The 20,524-nt window shown below is 46.4% G+C and carries 21 protein-coding genes; 1 reads left to right on the top strand and 20 read right to left on the bottom strand.

The features are described 5' to 3' along the window. Window positions 1-76 precede the first annotated feature (76 nt). The 20 genes from MHI48_RS11225 to MHI48_RS11130 form a co-directional block, all read right to left on the bottom strand. The gene (locus tag MHI48_RS11225) at window positions 77-451 is read right to left on the bottom strand and encodes a VOC family protein (RefSeq protein ID WP_076318516.1); all 375 of its coding nucleotides are present in this window, start codon (window positions 449-451) and stop codon (window positions 77-79) included. 187 nt (window positions 452-638) lie between these two features. Continuing rightward, a complete protein-coding gene (gene trmD / locus MHI48_RS11220) occupies window positions 639-1,406 on the bottom strand; it encodes a tRNA (guanosine(37)-N1)-methyltransferase TrmD (protein ID WP_036670343.1) in 768 nt (255 codons plus the stop codon). Between the two features lies 1 nt (window position 1,407). Further along, window positions 1,408-1,920, bottom strand: a complete 513-nt coding sequence (gene rimM / locus MHI48_RS11215) for a ribosome maturation factor RimM (RefSeq protein WP_036609454.1) — start codon at window positions 1,918-1,920, stop codon at window positions 1,408-1,410. A 301-nt stretch (window positions 1,921-2,221) separates the two neighbouring features. Beyond that, window positions 2,222-2,452 (bottom strand): KH domain-containing protein, encoded by a 231-nt coding sequence (locus MHI48_RS11210; RefSeq protein WP_017689218.1) that lies wholly within the window; start codon window positions 2,450-2,452, stop codon window positions 2,222-2,224. Window positions 2,453-2,475: 23 nt separating this feature from the next. Further along, a complete protein-coding gene (gene rpsP / locus MHI48_RS11205) occupies window positions 2,476-2,748 on the bottom strand; it encodes a 30S ribosomal protein S16 (RefSeq protein ID WP_017689219.1) in 273 nt (90 codons plus the stop codon). Between the two features lie 53 nt (window positions 2,749-2,801). Beyond that, the gene (gene ffh / locus MHI48_RS11200; protein ID WP_017689220.1) at window positions 2,802-4,181 is read right to left on the bottom strand and encodes a signal recognition particle protein; all 1,380 of its coding nucleotides are present in this window, start codon (window positions 4,179-4,181) and stop codon (window positions 2,802-2,804) included. Between the two features lie 63 nt (window positions 4,182-4,244). Further along, window positions 4,245-4,595, bottom strand: a complete 351-nt coding sequence (gene ylxM, locus MHI48_RS11195) for a YlxM family DNA-binding protein (RefSeq protein ID WP_017689221.1) — start codon at window positions 4,593-4,595, stop codon at window positions 4,245-4,247. 262 nt (window positions 4,596-4,857) lie between these two features. After that, on the bottom strand, window positions 4,858-5,505 hold the full coding sequence (locus MHI48_RS11190) for a hemolysin III family protein (RefSeq protein WP_017689222.1): 648 nt from the start codon (window positions 5,503-5,505) through the stop codon (window positions 4,858-4,860). 146 nt (window positions 5,506-5,651) lie between these two features. Continuing rightward, entirely contained in the window at window positions 5,652-6,665 is a 1,014-nt protein-coding gene (gene ftsY, locus MHI48_RS11185; protein ID WP_036609455.1) for a signal recognition particle-docking protein FtsY, read from the bottom strand. Window positions 6,666-6,773: 108 nt separating this feature from the next. Continuing rightward, entirely contained in the window at window positions 6,774-10,343 is a 3,570-nt protein-coding gene (smc, locus tag MHI48_RS11180) for a chromosome segregation protein SMC (protein WP_036609457.1), read from the bottom strand. Window positions 10,344-10,560: 217 nt separating this feature from the next. Then, window positions 10,561-11,265, bottom strand: a complete 705-nt coding sequence (gene rnc, locus MHI48_RS11175; RefSeq protein ID WP_036609458.1) for a ribonuclease III — start codon at window positions 11,263-11,265, stop codon at window positions 10,561-10,563. A gap of 13 nt (window positions 11,266-11,278) precedes the next feature. Beyond that, window positions 11,279-12,517 (bottom strand): beta-ketoacyl-ACP synthase II, encoded by a 1,239-nt coding sequence (gene fabF, locus MHI48_RS11170; protein WP_036609459.1) that lies wholly within the window; start codon window positions 12,515-12,517, stop codon window positions 11,279-11,281. A 177-nt stretch (window positions 12,518-12,694) separates the two neighbouring features. Continuing rightward, window positions 12,695-12,928, bottom strand: coding sequence for an acyl carrier protein (gene acpP / locus MHI48_RS11165; protein ID WP_024630176.1), 234 nt, complete (start codon window positions 12,926-12,928; stop codon window positions 12,695-12,697). A 152-nt stretch (window positions 12,929-13,080) separates the two neighbouring features. Beyond that, entirely contained in the window at window positions 13,081-13,830 is a 750-nt protein-coding gene (gene fabG / locus MHI48_RS11160; protein ID WP_017689228.1) for a 3-oxoacyl-[acyl-carrier-protein] reductase, read from the bottom strand. Window positions 13,831-14,041: 211 nt separating this feature from the next. After that, on the bottom strand, window positions 14,042-14,983 hold the full coding sequence (gene fabD / locus MHI48_RS11155; RefSeq protein ID WP_036609461.1) for an ACP S-malonyltransferase: 942 nt from the start codon (window positions 14,981-14,983) through the stop codon (window positions 14,042-14,044). A 25-nt stretch (window positions 14,984-15,008) separates the two neighbouring features. Next, a complete protein-coding gene (locus tag MHI48_RS11150; protein ID WP_036610885.1) occupies window positions 15,009-15,998 on the bottom strand; it encodes a beta-ketoacyl-ACP synthase III in 990 nt (329 codons plus the stop codon). A gap of 8 nt (window positions 15,999-16,006) precedes the next feature. Then, window positions 16,007-17,002 carry a phosphate acyltransferase PlsX gene (plsX, locus tag MHI48_RS11145; protein WP_017689231.1) on the bottom strand — a complete coding sequence of 332 codons (996 nt, stop codon included), beginning with the start codon at window positions 17,000-17,002 and terminating at the stop codon, window positions 16,007-16,009. Next, a complete protein-coding gene (fapR, locus tag MHI48_RS11140; RefSeq protein ID WP_047842457.1) occupies window positions 16,999-17,547 on the bottom strand; it encodes a transcription factor FapR in 549 nt (182 codons plus the stop codon). The genes plsX and fapR overlap by 4 nt, the downstream gene beginning before the upstream one ends. A gap of 372 nt (window positions 17,548-17,919) precedes the next feature. After that, entirely contained in the window at window positions 17,920-18,093 is a 174-nt protein-coding gene (gene rpmF / locus MHI48_RS11135; RefSeq protein ID WP_017689233.1) for a 50S ribosomal protein L32, read from the bottom strand. Window positions 18,094-18,160: 67 nt separating this feature from the next. After that, window positions 18,161-18,667: a DUF177 domain-containing protein gene (locus tag MHI48_RS11130; RefSeq protein ID WP_036609465.1), complete on the bottom strand. Its 507-nt coding sequence runs from the start codon at window positions 18,665-18,667 to the stop codon at window positions 18,161-18,163. A gap of 463 nt (window positions 18,668-19,130) precedes the next feature. Between MHI48_RS11130 and hmpA the strand changes: the two genes are divergently transcribed. Continuing rightward, window positions 19,131-20,366, top strand: a complete 1,236-nt coding sequence (gene hmpA / locus MHI48_RS11125; RefSeq protein WP_076326829.1) for an NO-inducible flavohemoprotein — start codon at window positions 19,131-19,133, stop codon at window positions 20,364-20,366. Window positions 20,367-20,524: the final 158 nt, after the last annotated feature.

The following is a 20,524-nucleotide window of genomic DNA, read 5'->3' as shown; positions in this document are numbered from 1 at the left end:
CTATTATGTGGTCATGCAAAAATGTTCAAAGCTGCAAAAAAGTGCCTACGTAATTAAACGATTTAAACGAATGATTTTAAGCCCACTCTAAAAACTCAAGACGATTGCCAAAAGGATCATTTATATAAAAACGTCTTACACCTTCATCTGCCCTTGCTTCGTCATCGACAATATGAATTTGGTTATGAATGAGATGATCACGCAACTGATCCAAATGTTGTACATGAAATGCCGGATGAGCTTTTGTAGCGGGAATAAAATCTTTTTGTACGCCAATATGCACTTGGTGTCTGCCACACTCAAACCATACACCACCCCGTTTTCTCAGAATTTCAGGTTTGGGAATCTCCGTCCAGCCCAGTACTTTATTGAAAAAATGACGTGCCTCCGCTTCACAAGATTCAGGTGCTGCGAGCTGAATATGATCAAGACCAATAATATTGTAAGTCATTCATACACCGCCTTTGGTTTCATTTAGTGAAACTGAGTTTTAAAATATACCCACATTTTATAAAATAACCCATTGAATATCCAGCTTTCTTTACAAAAAACATAAGAAAAGCCAACCTTTGGTATCAAGGTTGGCTTTCTCAAACTCTATAAAAAGATATATTTACGTGTTTATACGATACATATACTTATTCTGTGCTATGTTTACGGTTTGAGCGTATCTTTTTCAACCAAATACGTTCTTTATCCGTCAAATCAGCCGTTTCCAACATCTCCGGTCTGCGCTCCAGCGTACGAAGCAACGACTGTTCTCTGCGCCATGCCTCAATGTTCAGATGATGTCCCGACAACAGCATATCCGGTACTTTCATGCCCCTAAACTCGGGTGGACGTGTGTAGTGTGGATATTCGAGGAGTCCAGTACTGAATGAATCCGTCACAGCACTTGTCTCATTGCCAAGCACACCGGGAATAAGGCGTACGATGCTGTCGATCGCAACCATAGCAGGCAATTCCCCACCAGTGAGCACGTAATCACCAATGGATAGTTCATCCGTCACGAGAAATTCGCGAATTCGCTCATCGTAACCTTCATAATGTCCACATATAAAAATCAGATGATCTTCCTGTACAAGTTCTTCTGCTTTTTTCTGTGTAAACGTCTCACCTTGCGGACACATTAAAATGATACGTGGAGCTTTCATGGTTGCCGCGGCTTCTCCGCGTTGCTCCAGTACATCTTCAACAGCAGCAAAGATCGGATCCGGTTTCAGCACCATGCCTCCACCCCCACCGTAAGGAGCATCATCGACCGTATTGTGCTTATTGGTCGCATAATTACGGAAGTTGGTTGCACCGAGGGACACCAGCCCCTTCGTTTGGGCTTTACCCAGAATGCTTGCTCCGAATACGCCATCAAACATCTCCGGGAAGAGTGTTAATACATCCACTTTCATGTTACAGCAGCCCTTCCATCAGGTGAATCTTCACTTGCTGCTGTTCGATGTCCACATCAAGTACTACATCATCAATAACGGGAATCAGCACTTCTTTACCTGCTGGCGTTTTGACAACCCATACATCATTGGCACCCGGAGTCAAAATTTCAGAGATAGTTCCAAGCGTTTCACCCTCTTCGGTGATAACCGAACACCCAACGATTTGATGGAAGTAGTATTCACCTTCCTCCAGCTCAGCGAGGTTCTCTTTTAACACTTTGGCCATACCGCCTTTAAACTTCTCTACTTCATTAATATTGCCATACTCTTTCAGACGAAGAATATACATATTTTTATGCAAACGTGCAGATTCCACGTTAACCATGACTGGATGATTATCTGGTGTAAAGAAAAACAACTCTGCATTTTTCGCGAAACGCACTTCCGGGAAATCGGTTATAGGCATGATTCTCACCTCACCGCGAATTCCATGCGTATTAACGATTTTACCTACATTCATAAACTCTGCCATACGTTCCTCCTACGAAATTAAATCAAACTAAACAGCTACTTCGACTCTCGTACGGTCGTTCCGGCGACGGTTCGTTCTTTCGATCGCTGTTACCCCCTCATTTTTCGAACTTACTTTAAAAGGTGAAAATGAGGTGATAAAGGCGAACGCTGACGCTTCTCCAGAATCGATCCCGTCCCCTGCACTGCTCCGAAGTCACTCATACCCAAAATATTTTAATTCAATATCTAATTCAACATATTAAGTTCAGCATGCACGAAAAGGGGCTAGGACATGCATCCTAACCCCCTTTCGTATATCTTTAAGATATGATATCAACGGTAACCCGTTTATCCATCTTAACTGCTGCTGATGTGACGACCGTACGAAGTGATTTCGCGATTCGTCCTTGTTTACCAATTACCTTCCCGACATCGTCAGGATGAACAGTTAACTCATAAACGACAAGCCGGTCTTTCTCAACCGTCCGAACCGTCACATCTTCCGGATGATCGACTAAAGCCTTAGCAATTATGCTTACTAATTCTTCCATAGATGACCCTCCGAATCAGCACTTTATTTAGATAATTTAGACTCGTGGAACTTCTTCATCACGCCCGCTTTGCTAAGCAAGTTGCGGACAGTGTCAGATGCTTGTGCACCGTTTTGAAGCCATGCCAATGCTTTATCTTCATCGATCTTAACAACAGCCGGTTGTTCAACCGGGTTGTAGTAACCGATCTCCTCGATAAAACGACCGTCACGTGGGGAACGGGAATCCGATACCACTACGCGGTAGAAAGGAGCTTTGTGAGCACCCATACGTTTCAGACGAATACGAACTGCCATTTGAAAATTCACCTCCTTCAATGAAATCTGTATATGATCCAGCTTCGCTTAAATCAACGGAAAGGAAACTTCATTCCTTTACCCATACCTTTAAGCTGCTTCATCGCTTTATTTTTACCGCCGCCTTTAGGTCCCATCATATCCGAGAACTGTTTCATCATGCGGCGCATCTCATCAAATTGCTTGATCAGACGATTTACTTCAGCCAGAGATGTTCCGCTTCCGGTAGCAATACGCTTCCGGCGGCTATGGTTGATCATGTCCGGGTTACGTTTCTCTTCGGTCGTCATTGAGTAAACGATCGCTTCGATCCGGCCCATCTGTTTATCATCAACCTTCAGATCCTTGGCTTGTTTCATCTTGCCCATGCCGGGGATCATATCCATGATCTGATCGATTGGTCCCAGCTTTTTCACTTGATCCATCTGCTCCAGGAAATCTTCAAACGTGAATTCTGCATTACGCATCTTCCGTTCCATTTCCTTGGCTTTATCGGTATCAATGTTTAATTGTGCTTTCTCAATCAGAGATAACATATCACCCATACCGAGGATCCGTGAAGCCATACGTTCCGGGTGGAACGGCTCCAAAGCGTCAAGTTTCTCTCCAAGGGAAGCAAACTTGATTGGACAACCCGTAACTGCTTTGACGGAAAGCGCAGCACCACCACGAGTATCTCCATCCAGCTTTGTCAGGACAACCCCGGTCAGATTAAGCTGCTGGTTAAAGTGTTCTGCTACGTTAACCGCATCCTGACCTGTCATGCTGTCTACGACAAGCAGTACTTCATCCGGATTCACTACGCTGTGAATCTGGCGAAGTTCTTCCATCAGTTCTTCATCAACATGCAGACGTCCAGCTGTATCGATAATAACATAGTCATTACCGTTATCCTTCGCATGTTGAAGACCTTGACGTGCGATCTCAACAGGGCTTGTCTGATCTCCCAGTGTGAATACCGGCGCTTTGATCTGCTCGCCAAGTACTTGCAACTGTTTGATCGCTGCGGGACGATAAATATCTCCTGCAACAAGCAATGGTCTGCTGTTTTGCTTTTGCAGCATTTTAGCCAGTTTACCCGATGTGGTTGTTTTACCAGCACCCTGCAAACCAACCATCATCAGCACCGTAGGCGGTTTGTTCGCTTTAGCCAGTTTCGCTTGGCTTCCACCCATCAAATCCGTTAGTTCCTTGTTAACGATGTCGATGATGACCATTCCTGGCGTGAAGCTCTCCATCACTTCTTTGCCAACAGCCTTCTCTTTCACCTTGGCGATGAATTCCTTGACCACTTTGAAGTTTACATCCGCTTCGAGCAATGCCAGACGTACCTCGCGCATAGCCTCGGCTACATCTTCATCAGACACCTTGCCTTTGCCGCGCAGCTTGCTGAACACATTCTGTAATCGGGTCGTTAATCCTTCAAATGCCATGATCCCACCTCCTTAAGCTTTAATACTGTTTGCAAGACCGATACGTTCCGCTCAGCCAATATTTCATTCACTAAGCTGAGCAACGATATCGTGTATTTGTTTGTTGTTATCAATGGAGACGCCTGCGCGTTCCAATGCATTTTGCAAATCTTCAAGATTGCGATTACGCCGTTCATGCTTTTCCAGCAAGCCCAGCTTGCTTTCGTAATTTTCCAGCACTTGTTCGGCACGCTTGATATGCTCGTATACCGCCTGGCGGCTGATCTCAAACTCGGCTGCAATTTCACCAAGTGAGAAATCGTCATGAAAGTAATACTTTAGAAAAGTCTGCTGTTTCTCGGTAAGTAACAATTCATAAAAAGCAAACAGCAAGTTAATCCGGTTTGTCTTCTCAAGCCGATTTTCTTGACTCACATCGGGGCACTCCCTTCGTCAAGGAAAAACACTTTACACTCTTGCAACGTTCCTAATAATACCTAAAACAAATCAGGTTGTCAAGCAAAAATACTTGTCACAATAAAAACAGCTCTGATGATACGTTATTTCGATGTTTAACGGGTGGTTTATGCCCTTCTTCACTACAAGCAAATTCTATCTGTGTCCCTGCGACCCACCTCTATGTAGAAGAAAAAACGAATGCGTCTCAGTCCGTGGAGATGCATCCGTCTATGGTGTTCTAACGAAGTGGTGTCAGGTACAGCAGTACCATAAAGAAATGAAGAATACTGCCTGCTAACACAAAGAGATGCCAAATCGCATGGTGGTACGGAAATCCACGCCATACATAAAAGAGCGTACCAAGTGTATACATCAGGCCTCCAGCAACCAGCAACACAATGCCGCCTGTAGGAATGGCCGCCATAAGAGGTTGCCAGGCAATAACGATCAGCCAGCCCATCGCAATATAGAAAATCGTGGACATGAATAGAAACTTTTTCGTAAAAAATGCCTTAAAGATCACGCCGAATAATGCGATACCCCAGATTATGCCAAACAGGGTCCATCCAAGTGTACCGCGAACAGCAATAAACAAAAGCGGAGTGTACGATCCCGCAATAAATAAATAAATGGAAGAATGGTCGAAAATCTCAAATAAATCTTTCACTTTTCCATCTTTCCATGCATGCACGAGTGTAGAACTTGTATAGAGCAACAGCATGGTGATTCCGTAGATCGTGAAACTGACCACATGCCAAGCCGTGCCTTTCATACTTGAAAATACAATCAATATCACCAGTGCAGCTACACTGAGTGCAGCGCCGATTCCATGTGTCACCGCATTGGCGACTTCTTCACGGCGAGAATAGGTATACGTATTGGCCATTTTCAACCGTCCTTTCTAACCCTTTAACATTGCCTGCTTTATTCCTCCATTATACACGTATTGCCAGTGACATTACACGTGACACTTATCACGTATATCACTGGCAATACGGTTAACATTATTAATTCATTCTATTATTAATGATTCTAGGAATTAGCTTCCTCTTCTTCAGCACTTTCCGCTGGCTGTTCTTGGATCAATCCGGCGAACAAGGCATGCACAAATTGCTCCGAATCAAACGGCTGCAGATCATCAATTTTCTCACCCAGTCCTACGAGCTTCACAGGCAAGTCCAGCTCCTGACGGATCGCAACAACGATCCCCCCTTTGGCTGTTCCATCCAGTTTCGTCAGTACGAGGCCAGTTACACCGCTTTTCTCACCGAAAAGTTTAGCCTGGTTTAAAGCATTTTGACCTGTTGTTGCATCCAGTACCATCAGTACTTCATGCGGAGCATCCGGAATTTCACGCTGAATAACACGATAGATCTTGTTAAGCTCGTCCATCAGGTTAGATTTGTTTTGCAGACGACCTGCTGTATCACAGAGCAGAACATCCGCACCCCGTTGTTTCGCTGCTTGTACCGCATCATACATAACCGCTGCTGGATCAGAACCAGATTGCTGTTTGATCACATCGACACCGGCACGTTGCCCCCATACTTCCAGCTGTTCAATGGCTCCGGCACGGAACGTATCTCCAGCTGCCATGATGACTTTTTTACCTTGTTGTTTAAATCGATGTGCCAGCTTGCCAATCGTTGTTGTTTTACCAACACCGTTAACACCAACAAACAAAATGACGGTAATGCCATCCGGGTTCATTTTCAATTCGTTATTCTGTTCACCGCGAAGAAGACCCGTCAGTTTCTCGGACAATACAGGCTGCAGCTCAGCCGCATCCTCAATTTTGCGTTTTTTCACCTCAACGCGCAGGTCTTCGATCAGATTCATGACTGTATTCACACCAACGTCTGCTCCGATCAAAATCTCTTCCAGTTCTTCATAGAACTCTTCATCGATTTTTTTGCGACGGATTACGAGATCCGACACTTTTTCCACTAACCCTTTACGTGTCTTTTCCAATCCATCCTTAAACTGTTTGGTGACCGACTCCGTTTTGCTTGCAATGCTGTCTCTAAGCTTTTTAAAAAAACTCATAAAGCCCCTCCATCGTGTACATAATCTAAGCGGTTTTGCAAAAATGCTCAATCTGAATGATTTTCAATGATTACAATGAGTTCGTTTGTCTCGCAGGTTTGGATCAGATCAGGCAATTACTGCTTCCTCATCTTCCAGTTTAACCGAAACAAGCTTGGATACACCGCCCTCTTCCATTGTAACACCGTACAGCACATCTGCCTCTTCCATCGTACCTTTACGATGGGTAACAACGATAAACTGTGTCTGTTCGGAGAATTCACGCAAGTACTGGGCAAAACGTACCACGTTAGCTTCGTCCAGCGCTGCCTCAACTTCATCCAGCACGCAGAATGGTACCGGTTTGACATGCAGAATAGCAAATAATAAAGCCATCGCCGTCAAAGCCCGTTCCCCACCGGATAACAGTTGCAGGTTTTGCAGTTTCTTGCCTGGTGGCTGAGCCACGATATCTATTCCCGTTTCAAGCAAGCGCTCCGGGTCCATCAGAACAAGGTCAGCACGTCCCCCGCCAAACAGCTTGCTAAACACGGTACCGAACTCACGGCGGATGGCATCAAACGTGATCTTGAATCGCTTCGCCATCTCGTCTTCCATTTCCCGAATAACCTGATACAACGTTGTTTTAGCTTCAACCAGGTCATTCTTCTGTTCACTCAGGAACTCGTATCGCTCATTGACTCGCTGGAACTCCTCAATCGCTCCCAGGTTCACATCACCCAGGGCGGAAATACTGCGCTTCAGCTTCTGTACCTCTGCCTGTGTATGCTCCACGTCTTCCGGTACAGGATAACGCTCTTTGGCCAGTTCATAGCCCAGTTCGTATTCATCCGTCAGCTTTCGCAGTATATTTTCCAGCTCAACATCCAACCGGTTCACGGAAATTTCCGTCTGTCGCATCTGTTCTTCCACAGCTTTTAACTGCGTGCGCTGTTCCTTCGTTTCGCTCTCGGCAAGCTCAAGCTTTTTCGACAACTCACTTCGGGCAGCACGTTTGAAGTCCAGATCCTGAGAAGCTTCCGCTTTTTTCAGCTTATACTGGTTCAGATCTTCAATCTGTTTAACACTCTCGGTCTGTGTTTTCTTGAGATCTGCTTCCATCGAAGCCAGCAACGTGCGATTCTGACGAAGATCTTTCACCAGCGACTCTACTTCCCGCTCCAGACGTCGCAATTGTTCTCCATTGGAGAATCGCTCCTGATCCAGCTTGCCTTCACGCACTTTCAATTCGGTGAGTTGGCTCTGCAATTCTTCCTTCGCAGATTCATTGGCTTTCCGAGCAAACTCGGCTGCATGAATGGCACGATGAGTCGCTTTTTCTTCCTCTTCAAGCTGCTCCAGCTTCTTCACAGCGACGATCCGAGCCGTATCCAGCTCTTTGATCTCTTCGGTAAAGCCACTCTTCTCCTGCCCGGCAACGGCAACCTGTTCAAGCACATGGCGAAGCTCATGCTCTACCTGTTTCATTTCCATCGAAGCCTGCTGTTCTGCATTTCGGGTATCATCACCGGACTGACGAAGTTCATCCAGTTTGTCCTGACACTGTTCCAGTTGAACTTTTACATCATCCACACTGCGATGCAGTTTCACGATTTGATTTTCCGTATCCAAAATATCCTGGTCGAGCTGGTCCAGCTGCCGTTTCCGGCTGAGCAGACTCACATTTTTCTTGTGCTGGCTACCACCTGTCATGGAACCACCCGCATTGACCACGTCACCTTCAAGCGTCACAACCCGGAAACGATACTGACAGCGAGCCGCAATTTTATTGGCGACCTCCAACGTTTCGGCAATAATAACATTACCGAGCAAGCTGCCAATGATTGAAGCATATTTGGATTCGAATTGTACAAGATCAGCACCGATCCCCACAAAACCCTCCATACCTTCAATCATAGAACGTTCAGCCGCTCCAATGGCACGAGGACGAATGACATCCAGAGGCAGGAACGTTGCACGCCCCAACTGGCGTTGCTTCAGAAAAGCAATTGCCTGTCTGGAAACTGATTCATTTTCCATGACCACATGCTGCAAGGATGCTCCCATTGCTGTTTCTACCGCAAGTTCGATCTTCTCGGGAACTTTTACGAGTTCAGCCACAGCTCCATGAACACCGCTCAGCGTACCTTTACGTGAAGCCTTGAGAACCTCCTTGACACCCAGCATGAATCCGTCAAAATCATCCTGCATCTCTTTCATCGTATCGCGGCGGGAAACTTGAGCTTCACGCTTCTGTTCCCATTTACGGACCGTACCCCGACTTTCTTCGAGCAGCTTCTGCAGCGACTGAAGTCGTTCACTTTCCGTAATGTAACCACCACGTAGATCGCTGATTTCTTTGCCCAAGCGAACAACTTTTTTCTCAATGTCCGTTTTGCGACTCTCCAGTGTCTCTTTCTGCTCTTCCCATTTGCCTGATTCTTCAGCCGCGCGATTCATTCTGCGCTCCAGCGTTTCTTTCTGCTGATCCACATAACGAATTTCATTGCGTGTCTGAGCCATCTGATTCATCAGTTCCAGCAAATTGCCTTTGAGGCTTTCCTCTTGCTGCTGACTAATGCCACCTGTGACACCGATGAGTTTGGCTTCTTCCTGAGACAGCTGATTTCTCACATCATTCAGTTCATGCTCAAGCTTGCCAAACTTCTCACGCAGTGCAAGCAGCTCGGTTTCCCGTTCGCGATGTCTCTCTTCACTGGCGGCAAGCGTTACTTTGAGCTGTTCCTGATTTGTTTGCAGATGGTGCGAGCGCTCCTTGAGCAATTCTCCAAGTCCTTCACTTTTCTCTGTCGCTTCACTGAATTGCAATAAAGCGGCTTGCAGTTGCTCTGTCTCTGTTTCCAGGATACGCAGCGCATTCCGATCATTTTCCAGCTTGGCATCATGCGTAGAGACAATCGCCGCCAGTCCAACCTCTTCCTGTTTTAGCGATTGCAGGCGCTCATTTGCCTTACTCCAGGACGCATGAATCTGTTCGATCTGGTACACATACATGGAAATTTCCTGCGATTTGAGCTGAGAACGAAGTTCCTTATAGTGGATCGCTTTCTCCGATTGTTCCTTTAGCGGGCCAATCTGATCTTCCAGTTCAGTCACCAGATCATGAATACGCAGCAAATTTTGCTCTGTCTCATCCAGTTTGCGCGTCGCATCCCGCTTGCGGGATTTATATTTAACGATACCTGAAGCTTCTTCAAAGATACCTCTGCGATCCTCTGAACGGGTACTCAGAATCTCTTCGATTCGCCCCTGTCCAATAATCGAGTAGGCCTCCTTACCGATGCCGGTATCCATAAACAACTCCGTGATATCCTTCAAACGACAAGATTGTTTGTTAATAAAATATTCACTATCTCCGCTACGATGTACACGACGAGTCACCGTCACCTCACCAAAATCCAATGCAAGTGCGTGATCCTCGTTATCAAGTGTAAGCGACACCTCACCGAAATTAACGGCTTTCCGTGCGTCACTACCTGCAAAGATGATATCTTCCATTTTGCCACCACGCAGCGACTTAGCACTTTGTTCCCCCAGAACCCAGCGAATTCCGTCCGATATATTACTCTTTCCACTTCCGTTCGGACCTACAACAGCCGTAATGCCACGAACGAACTCCATCTCCGTTTTGTCGGCGAATGACTTGAATCCACCCAATTCAATCCGTTTTAAAAACATAGGGTTTCTCGTCACCTCCTCTTGCAAATTTCAAGTATTGCATTCCAGCGCCTAAATAAATTGAACCAAAATAAAGTTCACTTATTTAGTTAACGATCAGGAACCTTCTCCTGAACCTCTTTACAAAAAAAAGAGCAAAAAGCAGTCCGGCCGATTACTTCCGCCGGGGCGGACCCGCGGGCTGCTCTTTGCTCTTCGTTTGTCTATGCGCTATCGGTTAAGCTCCGGCTTCCGGAAGCTTCAGTCGATCAAGTGCTGCAGATGCAGCCTGTTGTTCCGCTTCCTTTTTGGAACGTCCTGTACCTCTGCCAAGCCTTTCTTGACCCATATGGACCTCCGAGACAAACTCACGTTCATGGGCAGGTCCCCGTTCCTCAACGATACGGTATTCCAAAGCTCCCATATTGTGATGCTGAGTAAGTTCCTGCAGTTCCGTTTTGTAATCACTCATTTGCAGCTTGCTGCCCAATACGATTAATGGGAAGACATGCTGATCAAGAAATGTCCGAACAGGCGCAAGCCCCTGATCCAGATACAATGCACCAATGAAAGATTCAAACACATCCGCCAGCAGAGCCGGCCGTGTCCGTCCTCCAGTTAGTTCCTCACCTTTACCAAGAAGTACATACTGCCCAAAACCCAACACTTCAGCAAATTTGACGAGGGAAGGCTCACAGACAATGGATGCCCGCAGCTTAGTTAATTCACCTTCCGGACGGTTAGGATACAAATGATACAAGTACTCCGATACAGTCAGTTCCAGCACGGCATCGCCCAGAAACTCCAGACGCTCGTTGTCCTGATGCTGACTGAAGCGGTGTTCGTTTACATAAGAAGCATGGGTAAACGCTTGTTTTAAAAGCTGCCTGTTGTCAAATTTGATTTGAAGTTTATGTTGTAACTGCTTCAGATCTTCACTCAAACGAACTAGCCCCTTATGCTTCAAATTTTTTGAGAATAATGGTGGCATTGTGACCGCCGAATCCAAATGAATTGGACATGGCAATATTAACTTTGGTTTGACGTGGAACATTTGGTACATAATCCAGATCACATTCCGGGTCCTGATTTTCCAGGTTAATCGTTGGAGCCAGTGTCTGATGTGTCAGTGACAATCCGCAGATAACCGCCTCTACACCACCAGCAGCGCCAAGCATGTGGCCCGTCATGGATTTAGTGGAACTCACGGCGAGCTTGTACGCATGATCACCAAACGCCTTTTTGATCGCAAGCGTTTCGGATCTGTCGCCTACAGGCGTCGAAGTTCCGTGTGCATTAATGTAGTCCACTTCTTCAGGCTCAATGCCCGCATTACGAAGTGCCATCTTCATGCAACGTGCTGCTCCGTCCGGATCTGGTTCTGTCATGTGATGTGCATCGCCTGTCAGACCGTAACCGATCACTTCACCATAAATGCGTGCACCACGTTTTTGAGCATGCTCCAGGGATTCCAGAATCATAACACCAGCGCCTTCGCCCATAACAAAACCATCACGTTCTGTATCAAAAGGACGGCTTGACTTCGCAGGATCATCATTACGTGTAGACATTGCGCGCATCGCACAGAACCCTGCAAGACCCGTTGGTCTGATTGTTGCTTCCGCACCACCACAGATCATGGCATCTGCATCACCATTGGCAATCAGCTTGAAGGAATCTCCGATGGAGTGTGTACCTGTTGCACAAGCGGTAACAACGTTAATGTTAGGACCTTTGGCACCAAGGGAAATAGACATTTGGCCTGAAGCCATGTTGGAGATCATCATGGGAATAAAGAATGGGCTTACCCGTTTTGGACCTTTTTGCAATAATGCATTATGTTGGTCCTCCCACGTACCCAATCCACCAATACCTGATCCGATGGATACACCGAAACGCTCTGCATCAATATTCTCGTTAATTTTCAGACCACTGTCTTCAACGGCTTTGAAGCCGGCTGCCACAGCGAACTGTACAAAACGGTCCATTTTGCGAGCATCCTTGCGATCCATATATTCTTCCGGGTTGAAATCCTTGATTTCGGCTGCAATCTGTGTCGTGTATTCACTAACATCAAACGCCTCAATCTGAGAAATTCCGGACTTTCCTGCCATTAAACTGCCCCAGAACGTTTCCAAATCTTTTCCGAGCGATGTCATTACGCCCATTCCGGTAATTACTACTCTTTGTTTCAAACCGAGTCACCTCTATATCGACTGCATTACGCAAGTATTTTGTGGGAATATCCGCAAACAGACATCTACTCAACAAAGATAGGCCTGTTTGAGTAGAGCTGCTTGCGGAATGAGAAAAACCAATGAATGATGAGAAGTCCCGCCTGTTCGAAAACATGTGCGGGACTAAAAATGACTTTAGGTATGAGATTGTATGTAGTTTACAACTTCACCTACGGTCGTGATTTTTTCTGCATCTTCATCAGAGATTTCCAAATCAAATTCATCTTCCAATTCCATGACCAATTCCACTACATCCAAAGAATCAGCACCCAAATCTTCTTTGAAAGATGCTTCAAGTGTAACTTCAGCTTCGTCTGCGCCCAAGCGGTCGACGACGATGCGTTTTACACGCTCCAATACATCGGACATCCGGTTCACCTCCTTCTTTGGTATTATACGAGAATCGCAGGCAAAATGCCATAGAAGACATATGCGGCTCCCGGCCGGGGAACCCGGCCTTTTTCCGGCATTTCGGATCGTCCAGCGCCTGTTCCCCGACTATTGTTCAAGTCCGGGAAGAATTACATGTACATGCCACCATCGACATGCAGCGTCTGCCCTGTCATATAAGATGAAGCCTGTGAAGCCAAGAACGTGACTACACCCGCGATTTCATCCGGCTGACCCAAACGGGACAACGGAATACCACTTAGCATACCGTCCACCAGCTCCTGGGACAACTCTTTTGTCATATCTGTCTCAATGAAACCTGGTGCAACACAGTTAACTGTGATTCCACGAGAAGCCAGTTCACGAGCAGATGCCTTTGTCAGGCCAATGACTCCTGCCTTGGCAGCAACATAGTTCGCTTGTCCAGCATTACCGAGCACACCTACAACCGAGGAGATATTGATAATTCTTCCCGACCGTTGTTTCATCATTGGACGTGTAACCGCCTTAAGGCAGTTAAACACACCTTTGAGATTGGTTTCAATAACCTGATCGAATTCTTCCTCTTTCATACGCATGATCAGATTATCACGGGTAATTCCAGCATTGTTCACCAGAATATCAACGTTGCCCCATGCTTCGAGTGTAGCTTTGACCATTTGTTCAGCTTCATCCATCAGGCCAACATTGGCTTGAAGTGTAATCGCCTTGACTCCTTTGGCACGAATCGCTTCCGCTACTTCCTCAGCTGCCGCTTGGCTACCCGCATAATTCACGGCTACGTTCGCTCCAGCTTCTGCAAGTGCCAGTGCAATACTGCGCCCAATGCCCCGGGATGCCCCGGTAACGAGTGCATTTTTACCTTCTAATGGTTTAGACATAATCATTCCTCCTTTCCCCAAATCTATATCAGTTCAACCAAAGAATGTTTACACTTGCCACTCCGATGACAGAATAAACTTCCGATCGCTGTTATCCCCAGATTTTTTTGATTCCCTTTTATAAAGGGAAAATCCGGTGATAAAGGCGAACGCTCCGCTTCTTCAGTTTTTTTCTGTCCTCTCCGTTCTCGTGTAAAAAGTTTAGTTTAACTCATATAATTCCTTCTAATTCACTTGCCGTTGCTTCGAGCGTTTCAAGACTGTTCACATTGTACAGTTTTACGGTTTTATCTGTTTTTTTAATCAAACCAGTCAATACACTGCCAGATCCAATCTCGATGAACGTATCCACACCTTGCTCAATAAGCCATGTCACACTGTCTTCCCATAATACAGGAGAATAGACCTGAGCTGTCAACAAATCCTGAACCTGTCCATCCTCTGCAGGTCTTGCAGTCACATTAGCGACTACAGGGACCGATGCCGGTGAGAACGTAACGGTTTTCAGTTTCTCTGCCAGCTTCTCAGCCGCACCCTTCATCAATGAAGAGTGGAACGGACCGCTTACTTCCAATGCAATGGCGCGTTTACCGCCTGCTTCTTTCACTCGTTCCGCAACAGCAGCTACGCCTTCCTTCACACCAGAAATGACGATTTGTCCCGGACAATTAATGTTGGCAAGTTCAACCGCATGACCACTTTCAGATACGTCACGGCAAAGCACCCCCAGCGCTTCCCGATCCGCACCCAACACAGCAGCCATCGCTCCTTGTCCACCCGGTACTGCCTGTTCCATATACTGACCACGTGCCCGCACAGTGCTCACTGCGTCAGCAAACGAAAGAACGCCCGCTGCCACCAGTGCACTATATTCTCCCAGACTGTGTCCAGCCGTATAGTCAGGCTGAATTCCTTTTTCTTTGAAAGCTTCTAGCAAGGCAATACTTGCTGTCAACAGAGCCGGTTGTGTATTTGATGTCTGTTTCAACTCGGTCTCCGGTCCTTCAAATACAAGGTTGCTCAGCGAGAAACCCAATGTTTCATCTGCTGTGCGAAAAATTTCGGTTGCCGCAGGCACGGACTCATACGCGTCCTTGGCCATGCCTACAGCCTGTGATCCCTGTCCGGGAAATACAAATGCTATTTTACCCATCTCATTCATCTCCCAGATGTCTATTTTACCAAACGAGTACCGATGCACCCCATGTCAAACCGCCACCGAATCCAACCATCAGAACGGTATCTCCGGCTTTCATGCGACCTTCCTCTGCTGCTTCTACCAAAGCCAGCGGGATGGAAGCAGCAGATGTGTTTGCATACTTATCCACGTTGACTACAACCTTTTCTTCAGGAAGTTCAAGGCGTTGCATCGCAGATTGGATAATCCGAATATTCGCTTGGTGAGGAACAAACAGATCCACATCCGTACGCTCCATACCAGCTTTGCGTAATACCTCAATGGTAGCCGTCCCCATGACACGTACCGCAAACTTAAACACTTCACGACCGTTCATGTTGATGTAATGCTTTTTATTTTCAACGGTCTCTGCAGTAGCAGGCAGACGGGAACCGCCGCCTTCCATCTGAAGAAGACTACCGCCAGCACCTTCGGCACCGAGATCGAACGCTTTGAATCCGCGACCTTCCGGAACTTCACCAACGACTACCGCCCCTGCTCCATCACCAAAGAGGACACAAGTGTTACGGTCTGTATAATCCGTAATACGAGACAAGCAGTCCGCACCAATTACAAGTGCATTGTTGTACATACCGCTTTGGATGAAGCTCGTAGCACTAGCCAAACCGTATACAAATCCGGAACAAGCAGCCGACAGATCAAATGCCGCGGCACCTTTTGCACCCAATTTGTCCTGCAAGATGCAGGCTGTCGATGGGAACGAAGAATCCGGTGTAATGGTTGCAACAATGATCAGATCAAGATCACTGCCTGTCATCCCTGCAGATTCAAGGGCTTTAATCGCCGCTTCGTATGCCAGATCAGAAGTTGCCTGATCGGGTGCAGCGATGTGACGCTCTTTGATTCCTGTACGACTGACGATCCACTCGTCATTGGTATCGACCATTTTCTCCAGATCGCTATTTGTCAAAATTTTCTCAGGCACATATTTCCCTGTACCAATAATCCCTACTGGGCGCAAATTATTCATATCGTCACTCACTTCCCGCTAATTTCCTTAGATATGCTCTCTACCAGCTGATTCTGCACTGCAATCCGAGCTTGGCGCACAGCATTTTTGATGGCATTGCCATCAGCAGATCCATGACTTTTCACAACCAGTCTGCTCAAACCGAGGAGTGGCGCTCCGCCATGCTCCGTATAATCCAGCTTTCGTTTCAACCCACGCAGCTCAGGCATTAGTACAGCTGCAGCCAGTTTACTTTTGAGAGAAGATGAAAACTGTTCCTTAAGCAAGGCGAAAATGGCACCTGCTGTGCCTTCCAGCGACTTCAGCAGTATATTCCCTGCAAAACCGTCACATACAAGCACATCACAAGCACCAGTCAGCACATCACGTGCCTCAACATTACCGACAAAACGAATTGGGAGTTGTTCCAGTAAAGGGTATGCATGTTTGGTTAACTCATTTCCTTTGCCTGGCTCTGTTCCTACATTGAGCAAACCCACTCGTGGGGACTCAATGCCCTGTACTTTTTGCCGATACAAACTGCCCATCAAGCCATATTGTGCAAGGTGCTCCGGTTTGGCATCCATATTCGCTCCTAGATCCAGCGCAAGCACACCTACATCATCAATCGTTGGAATCATAGGCGCAAGCGCCGGACGTTCAATGCCTTCCATGCGACCTACAACAAGCAAACCCGCTGTCATGAGCGCTCCAGTATTGCCCGCCGAGATCATCGCGTCCGCTTCGCCCTCTTTCAGCATGCGGCCTGCGACCACCATGGAGGCATCCTTTTTGCGACGAACTGCTTTGACGGGTTCATCATCCGAACCAATAACTTCGGAAGCATGCCGGACCGTAAGATTGGCAGGTCTCACACCTGACTGACTCAAAAGAGGTTCCAGCTTGGCTTCATCGCCGATCAGGACGATCTGTGTATCCGCCCATTCCGTGGCTGCGGCAATCGCACCTTCTACCGTTGATGCAGGTGCATTGTCGCCTCCCATGGCATCAATGACGATTTTCATTCCAAATGACCTCCTTCTCCGCTGTCTTCTCCACCTGAATGGTAGATTACAAAGTTGCCTTGAAACACCATTTCTTCACCTACATAAGTGAATACTTCCACTTTGGCTTTGCCCTTTTGACCCGGGATCGATCTCACATAAGCCTTTGCAATACATTTTTCTCCCAAATGAACCGAACGGACAAAGCGAATGTCTGCTGATGCAGTCAACGCGATCTCGTCATTAATAATCGCTACAGCCAAGGAGTTGGCCTGTGCAAAGACATAGTGTCCGCGTGCAATCCCTGTTCTGGAAAACACGTGTTCTTCCTTAATCTCAAACAGGGAAATCCCGCTCTTATCCAGTTGCAGATCCACAATATCACCGATAATCTCATGCAAGGGCAACGAGCGTACCTGATCATACGAGAGCTCTGCCATCAGTTTCATCCGCTCCCGAAGTTCGGGTATTCCAAGTTCCAGCCTGTCAAGACGAATCGTCTGAATACTCACCTTCAATTGGCGTGTAAGTTCCTGATCCGTCACAAACGGGTTCTCTTCTATCATTCTGGTTAACTGCTGTTGCCTCTGTCTCTTCGGTACACGTTCGATGCCTGACACCCCCCGCTGTATCGTTTACGGAACCGTCCCGTCCGGCCAGTTCAACCATTCTTTCGTGTTGCTTCTATAGTTGCATCCCTGGTCACCAGGGTCGTTCTCAAACGGATTATGGTTCATCTATATGTAACGTCAAATCTTAGAACCTGGTACTAAACTATAGTATATCTCATCCCGTGTCAAAAAGAAAGACTGGCCTAACAAAAACAATTCACCCTTCTGGTGCAAGGATTTCATGCTTGTTAGCTCACTCTACCTACACTCTCTAATCCAAAAAAAGTAGCACCTCATCGAAATGAAGTGCTACTAAATGTCCAACTATTATTGAGAGATGATCTCTCTTGCTTTGTACGTTCCGCACACTTTGCACACGTGGTGACTAAGTTTAAGTTCGCCACATTGTTCACATTTCACCATGCCCGGTACAGCCAATTTAAAGTGAGTGCGACGTTTGTCGCGACGCGTCTTGGACGTTCTCCGTTGAGGTACTGCCATTATTCCCACCTCCTTATCAAAATCAACCTTTGCAGGTAGTCTTAAAATGTTCGATTTTCAATCATGCTCATTTAAAAAAATCCTTGAGCCCTGCAAGCCGCGGATCAATAACCTCGTTATCACAACCGCAGTCACCTTCGTTCAGCTCATGGCCACACTTGGGGCATAACCCTTTGCATGTATCGCTACATAGCGGTATAAACGGAAGATCCAGCAGAAAAGCTTCCTCGGCATAACCCTTCAGATCAACGCTATCTCCATCCACATAGAGCGTATCATCGTCTTCGTGTAATCCCTCTGGCTGTTTTCCCTGCTTGAATTGCTCATGAAAATCAATATGAAAATGTTCATTGATCGGCTTAAGACAACGGGAGCACAACATGTCCACTCCTACAGTCAGCTTGCCATGAACATCCACAACGTCACCTTCTCTGAATTCTGCAGATAAGTCCGCAGTCAGCGGGGTAACGGCTGTGATATCTTGTCGGTTAGAAACCAGTTCCTTGATCTCCCACTGTTCGTTAAACTTCAGGGGACCATCACTGGTAGCCACTTTGCGAAATGGCATTAACATTTCCATCACTCCAAACGAAACCAATTTCATAATTCGTATCAAACGTATCACGACAGTTATACAGGTCAAGCCTGCTTTTGTAAAGCAATAAATCCTGACTGTATGTATTCTGACGAATCTTCGTTAAAAGTATTATGAAATTGACTTAACAAACAAAAATCATTATACCGATTTTTCAAGACGTTTGTCAACACTTTTAACTTTACACCCTATTTTAAAACCAATGGCCCAGAACCGTTTACTCCATCTGGTCTATTATAGACTCACTTCAAGATAAACTACAAGTCGTCATTTTAATTGTAGTTCCTTACAAATAGCGGTCACATTTCGTTAACGTTTAGTGTGATCTATATCACATAGACCCGCTTGTCCCCTATCTATACTTGCTATAAACCGAAGCACGATCAGCTCCATGACCGATTTATTATCCAACTATTTCATATTATATCGGGAGGGAAAATATATGTTAAGTGAGCACACCATTAGAGTCATTAAATCTACAGTACCCGTACTTGAAGTCCACGGCGAAGCGATCACACGCCATTTCTATGAAACGATGTTCACAGCTCATCCGGAACTGCTAAATATTTTCAATCACGCAAATCAGAAACAGGGACGACAGCAAGCCGCCCTCGCCAATATGGTATACACCGCTGCCCTGCATATCGATAATCTGTCCTCCATCCTGCCTGCCGTCCGGCAAGTTGCACATAAACATCGCAGCCTGGGTATCGTTCCCGAGCAATATGTGATTGTTGGCACCTATCTGCTTCAAGCCATCAAAGATGTACTTGGAGACGCGGCAACGGATGAAATTATCACGGCGTGGGGCGAAGCCTATAATGTCATTGCAGACGCCTTTATCGGGATTGAACAGGATATGTATACGGAAGCGGAAAACCAAACGGGTGGCTGGGAAGGGTTCCGTACCTTCAAGGTTGCCAAGAAAGTGCAGGAAAGTGAAATCATCACGTCCTTTTACCTCGTTCCAGACGATGGCCAGCCCATTGCTAGTTATGAACCGGGACAATACATCAGTATCAAAATCAAACCAGAGGCACAGTCATTTACCCAGATTCGTCAGTATAGCCTTTCAGATACCCCGGGTAAACCCCACTATCGCATTTCCGTTAAGCGTGAGCGAGGTGTATTAGAGCGTCCTGACGGAGTTATCTCTACGTATCTCCACGATCACATTAAAGAAGGCAGTCTGGTGGAACTATCCGCTCCTGCTGGCGACTTCACGCTGAATGCAGACGATAAACGACCTGTTGTTCTCCTGAGTGGTGGTGTCGGTCTAACGCCCATGATCAGTATGTTAAATACGCTGGTTAACTTGAATGAAAATCGCATCATTACATTTTTGCATGCAAGTCCCAATGGTCAATCGCACGCGTTCCGTGATCATGTGAACAGTCTGGCCAAACGTAATCAGGGCGTTAAAGCTTATTATTGTTATACTCAACCTGAGGATGCTGATCGTGAAAATGAGTATTTTCATAAGGAAGGTTATATAGATGCGATCTGGCTTCGTCAAGTGATCGATGAACTGGATTCCACGTATTATCTGTGTGGACCGGTTTCGTTCATGCGGGCAGTGTATACGGAACTTCAGGCGCTTGGTGTTGCCGCGGACAACATTCATTATGAATTTTTTGGGCCGAAAGCAAGTTTATCTCCCGCGTCGGAAAGTGTCTAAGCGTGCTGAGATTGTGAGATGTGATTAGCCTAACTTCTTCCTACATGTATAAGTGTATAGGTAAGTGTACTACTACGATGATTTATTAAGATGAAGAAGCCGTTCTCCGATTATCGAAAATCTGTAATATACAATAGATTTGCAGGCACAGTCTGACA

Source organism: Paenibacillus sp. FSL H7-0942 (genome assembly GCF_045040715.1).
GTDB lineage: Bacteria > Bacillota > Bacilli > Paenibacillales > Paenibacillaceae > Paenibacillus > Paenibacillus amylolyticus.
This window is presented reverse-complemented; position numbering and strand designations above follow the sequence as displayed.